We start from the raw sequence: 5,365 nt of genomic DNA, 5'->3' as shown, positions 1-5,365 counted from the left end.
GGGCGCGCGATCTCGAGGCTTACGTCATCCATCCTGCGAGCGTTGCGGTGTCGCGCGAACACCGGCGCGCGAAGACCGATCGCCTCGACGCGGAACTGCTGATGCGCGCCTTTCTCGGCCGGCTGCGCGGCGAGAAGCGCCATTGCAGCATGGTGACGATTCCGACGGCCGAGGAGGAGGATGCAAGGCGGCCGACCCGCGAGCGGGGGAACCTGGTCACGGAGCGGACCCGGCTCATCAATCAGATCAAGGCCATCCTCGTCCGCTTCGGCATTCGCACCTTTCGGCCGACCCTGCGCACGGCCGAGGGCAAGCTCGAAGGTCTGCGCACGGCGGAAGGGGCGCCGTTGCCGGAGAACACGCGCGCGGAGCTGCGCCGTCATCTCGCGCGGCTCCGTGTCGTGCGCGAGCAGATCCGCGCGATCGAGCAGGAACGCTTGCGGAAACTCGCGGCGGTTCCTGGAGGGGAGACCGGCCCGCCCGCGATGGTCCGTCTCATTGCGCGCGTCCTCGGTGTTGGTGTCGAGACGGCGGACATGTTGGCCCATGAGATCCTCTCACGCCACTTGCGCGATCGCAAGGCCATCGCCCGCTACGCGGGCCTCACCGGCTCGCCGGACGAGAGCGGCAAGCGCCGGCGCGAACGGGGTCTTGCGCGTGCCGGCAACGCTCGCGTGCGGTGCGGCATGATCCAATTGGCTTGGCGGTTTCTCAGGTTCCAAAAGAACAGCGCCCTGAGCCAATGGTTTCAGGCACGAACCGCCGACGGACGCGGCAGCACGCGCAAGACGATGATCGTGGCGCTGGCGCGCAAGCTGCTCATTGCCCTCTGGCGTCTCGTCACAACCGGCCAAGTGCCGCAAGGCGTCGTCTTACGTCCGGCGGCATAAGCGACCGACCGCACAAAAAGAGAGGGACAACAGGGCAACCGACCTCGGCGGCCTCCTGCGGGGCTCTGCCGATGACGATCCGAGGTGGCGGTGACCCGACGCTAAACCCATGGCTTCCAAGCCGCTGTGAAGAATGGGCCCGCCGCCCCGGAGCTTCGCCGCCGATGCGCATGACTGCATCATGGTTCCGATCCTCACGGATCGACCGAATACAAGGTTGTGGCGCCGATCTCCGCGCCCACTGGCGAGCTCCCCTCGAATTGTCGTCGGCCAATAGCCGCACCGCAGGGATGACAGCTCGACCGACCAACCGAGCCTGCCGCCGTGCTCGCGACCGTCAAGGGCAAGTCGCTTCGCGATGGCCTGCGGCCACCCTTGACCGTCACTGCGCGCGGCGGCCAATCGAGGTCAGGTCGGGACGAGGAGATGGTCGCCAGCTTGGTCGAACAAGGAGATGAGGCCATGAAGCAGGAACTGGCTTGACAAGCATAACCCCATACAAGGGTGTCGGATGCCGGCCATCACGAACATCGCCGCGTGTCCGGGGCCGGCGTCCGGAAGCCTCCAGGGAAAGAACCCGCGGGACGTGTGCGTGCTGAGGGTAGCGCGCTCTGTTATGGCGATTTGAGCGTTGCGGATCGGGTGGTAAATGGTCGCCGATGCGACCAAGCGCGAGGATCGGGACCATCGAGGGGTATGAGCGGGGCGTCGTCCTCGGCACCGGGCAGGCTCGACGGCGATGATCGATGCTTCATCCGATGGCTGCACACCAAGTTCGAGTAAGCGCCATCGGGGCCGGCGCAGGACCAGCGACGGGGACGAGCGGCAATTCGGCGGCGCGAGCGGGCGATCGTCGTCATGAGGTGTCGACACTGATCACGAGGATCGATGGCGCTGGCCGCTTCTGTGGCGAGCAGCCGCGCGCGAACGTCTCGATGATGATCATGCGCCCGCCGCAGCAGGGGCATTGACGTGCCGGCGCCGGCGTCGGCGTGGCATCGGCAGGTTCTGCCGCAGCAGCCTCACGTGGTGGCTTGAGCACGCCGAGTAGCTCGCGGGCCCGCGCCAGGTTGTCGTTGCGTCCGCCGTTGGCGAAGAGGCCGTAATGCCGGATGCGATGGAGGCCACGCGGGAGCACGTGAATGAGGAAGCGACGGATAAACTCATTGACGGCGAGCGTCATCGTCTTGGAGCGAGCGCGACCCGCGATCCGATAGTCCTTCCATTTGAACGTGACACCGGTGTCGTCGGCGGCGATCAGGCGGCTGTTCGCGATGGCGACGCGGTGTGTGTAGCGCGACAGGTAGGCCAGCACGGCCTGAGGCCCGGCGAACGGGCGCTTGGCATAGACGAACCACCGGGTCTTGCGCAGCGGCGCCAGGAAGGCCGCGAAAGCGTCATCGTCGGCCAGATGCGCGTCATCGCCGAAGAACATCAGACGCCCGGCCGCGTGGGCCGTGGCGAGCTTCTCGAGGAACAGCCGCCGAAACAGTTTCGAGAGGACCCGCACGGGTAGGAAGAAGTTCGGCCGGCAGGCGATCCATCGTGTTCCGTCGGCTGACAGCCCGCCGCCCGGCACGATCATGTGCACGTGCGGGTGATGCGTCATCGCCGAGCCCCAGGTGTGGAGTACGGCGGTGAGGCCGATGCGGGCGCCGAGGTGCTTGGGATCGTCCGCAATGGTGAGCATCGTCTCGGCGGATGCCTTGAACAGCAGGTCATAGATCACCGCCTTGTGGTAGGCAATGTTGGCGATCGCCGCTGGCAATGTGAACACGACGTGGAAGTATGGCACGGGCAGCAGCTCGGCTTCGCGGTCCGCGAGCCAGTCCTTCGCGGCCGCGCCCTGGCACTTCGGGCAATGGCGGTTGCGGCAGCTGTTATAGGCGACGAGGGTGTGCGTGCAGTCCTCGCAACGCGCGACATGCCCGCCGAGGGCCGCTGTGCGGCAGCGCTCGATTGCCGCCATCACCTTCAATTGGCCGAGGCTCACCTGACCGGCATTGGCTCGGCGCCACGCGGCCCCGTGGTCGCGGAAGATGTCCGCGACCTCCAGAGCGGGACGGACCACGAGCGCGGCGGGTTATGCAGGCGGCTCGTCCACCCTGCGCCGCAGCGGCTGGAGCCGATCCAGCGGGCTCATGACGGCGCGGATCGTGTTGGTCGCGACGCGCGTGTAGAGCGCGGTGGTGTCGAGCTTGGCGTGCCCGAGCAGCACCTGGATCACGCGGATATCGATGTTGTGCTCGAGGAGATGGGTGGCAAAGCTATGCCTGAGGGTGTGCGGCGTCACCCGCTTGGCGATCTCGGCCTGCTGCGCCGCGGCATGCACAGCACGGGTGAACTGGCGCGTGGTGAGATGATTGACCGGGTTCTGGCCGGGAAACAGCCAGACCTGCGGCCGCGCGATCCGCCACCAGTCGCGCAGCAACTCGAGGAGTTGCGGCGACAGCATGGCATGGCGATCCTTCCTCCCCTTGCCTTGCTCGATGCGCAACAGCATGCGTTTGGAATCGATATCTGAGACCTTGAGCGACACGACCTCTGAGACGCGCAGCCCGGCCCCGTAGGCAGCACTCAGGGCCGCCTTGTACTTTGGCCCCGGTGCCGCCTCCAGCAAGCGCACGACCTCCTCGGGGCTGAGGACGAGCGGTACTCTACGAGGCTCGCGGACGAACGTGAGGTGCCGGGCCATCTCCGCCCGATCGAGGGTCACGGCGAAGAAGAACCGCAGCGCCGCGACGGCACCATTGATGCTCGGCGGCTGCACGCCAATCTCGGTCAGGTGCAGTTGGAAGCGCCGCAGATCCTCGGGCGCTGCCGTGTCAGGCGAGCGCCCGAGGAACGCCGTGAACGCCTTGACATGACGGATGTAATCGTTGCGGGTCTTTTCCAGGAAGTTGCGCACCGTCATGTCTTCGATCATGCGCCGGCGCAGCGGGCTGACGGCCGTCTCGGTCATCGGGGGCTCCTGTCTTGAGGGGGAGGTTGCGAACCCCTCGATCCTCAAGACAGGACTCGGCCCTGTCATCGGCAGCCCTTCAGCGGAGTCCCTCACTCCAAGTCATTGCACTGTTCCTGCGTCCAGCGCCCTCCCGCGAGAGCGGGTTCGTTCTCCGGCACAAAGCTGACCTAACGCGGACGACTGCTTACGCTGCTGAAGCGGACACTCAGCGCAGCGCAACGTGATCAGGTCGGATCCTGTCCGAGCAATCGCGGCGGACTGGAGTGTGGTCATCTCAACCGCACCTCAGGCAAGACGGTGTTATAGCAACAATACGCAGATCTGCTGCGAGGCCCGTAGATAGCCGCTAGATCGTGAGCAGTCTTTTACCCCCAGCAGCAAGAGAACGAACCGGCTTCCACGGTCACGATAGGCCCTCAGCAAGGGGATACCGGGTCCGGTTAAGAAGTTCGCGACGAGGGCTGCCGACCGCGCGGGGGGGGCAAGTCGCGTGCGCGGCAAAATGTGCGAAAAGTTCGAGAGCGCCCCATATGCAACCGAATCGACCCATGGACGCGCAGCTCGGAGACATCTGTGAGCGCAGCCGCTAGAAGATCACCGGCAAAAACCTTGGTTCGTCTCGTTCACGATGGTCCGGAGATCGCATCTAATCCGACGCCTCGTGGCATTCCGCAGTGTCTCTTCCCACTGCAGTCGATCGAGGCTCAGAGGGAATACCGCACACTCGCACAACTCCTCTCGAGAGCCGACCGGTTCACGATCTAGGCGCATCGCTCCCTGTCGGAATATGCCGCGCAGTTCGACGCCCTGCACATCAGTCTGGCACGGGGTCTCGCGATCCGTCCGTCACGCTTCGATCAACTTAAACGCGCGCGGAAGGCACTGAGACTGCGCGACCTTGAGGAACCCGCTCCTGCACCAGAAGAAATTCCAAAGGTCAACAAGTTCGCTCGCTGCGGCTTTGCCAACCGTCGGCAATAGGTCCGCTGCGGATAGAGCCTTTCGGATAACGGCGAAAGGCCCCACGAACCACCTGCGCCAAGTGCAGCATTGACAAGGCTCACTCGACTCCGCGGTCGACGATGTCTTCGACGGCTCACGCCGCGGTTGGTTCTTCTCGGGGCTGTTCTCGTTCTTCACTGGAGTGATGCCGGTTACTGTCTCATACCGCAACGAGTGGGCTGGTTTCGGAGAAACCGGTACGGTCGACCCGAGGATGTTCATCGGCGCGCCGCGGCTCCACCAGGGTCTGCGCCCGACGAGGTGCCGACCAACCTGCAGAAGGGTGAGTTTGTCCTGCCGCGGTTCGATGCGGCAGACCTATGCCCAGGCGGCGCACCGTCTGCGGGCGCATCTCGCGACAAGCAACTGGCAGTAATCGCGCGGCGCCGCAGGCCTGCCCAGGAACGGGCTAGACCGGGGCTCTGCTCGACTCCGGTAAATTTGCCAGAGGTTGCTTTGGAAGACTGCCGGAGAGGCCTGTTTTCGGTTCCGCAATTGGCCTTCTCGG

At 65.2% G+C, this 5,365-nt stretch carries 4 protein-coding genes; 2 read left to right on the top strand and 2 right to left on the bottom strand.

What is annotated here, in order from left to right:
- Both BN1233_RS39085 and BN1233_RS47890 read left to right on the top strand, forming a co-directional pair.
- Positions 1–890 (top strand): IS110 family RNA-guided transposase (locus BN1233_RS39085; protein WP_052764115.1); only part of this gene is annotated, 890 nt, incomplete at its 5' end.
- A gap of 324 nt (positions 891–1,214) precedes the next feature.
- Positions 1,215–1,373: a hypothetical protein gene (locus BN1233_RS47890; protein WP_154678345.1), complete on the top strand. Its 159-nt coding sequence runs from the start codon at positions 1,215–1,217 to the stop codon at positions 1,371–1,373.
- Positions 1,374–1,746: 373 nt separating this feature from the next.
- Here the strand turns inward: BN1233_RS47890 and BN1233_RS39080 are convergent, their stop codons facing one another.
- Together BN1233_RS39080 and BN1233_RS39075 are read right to left on the bottom strand one after the other, a co-directional pair.
- Positions 1,747–2,961, bottom strand: a complete 1,215-nt coding sequence (locus BN1233_RS39080) for an IS91 family transposase (protein ID WP_046869078.1) — start codon at positions 2,959–2,961, stop codon at positions 1,747–1,749.
- Positions 2,962–2,973: 12 nt separating this feature from the next.
- Positions 2,974–3,852, bottom strand: coding sequence for a tyrosine-type recombinase/integrase (locus BN1233_RS39075; RefSeq protein WP_046869077.1), 879 nt, complete (start codon positions 3,850–3,852; stop codon positions 2,974–2,976).
- Between the last annotated feature and the right edge of the window lie 1,513 nt (positions 3,853–5,365).

Source organism: Microvirga massiliensis (genome assembly GCF_001006805.1).
GTDB classification, from domain to species: domain Bacteria; phylum Pseudomonadota; class Alphaproteobacteria; order Rhizobiales; family Beijerinckiaceae; genus Microvirga; species Microvirga massiliensis.
The sequence above is the reverse complement of the archived record's forward strand: the minus strand, read 5'-3'. Positions and strand labels throughout refer to the sequence as shown.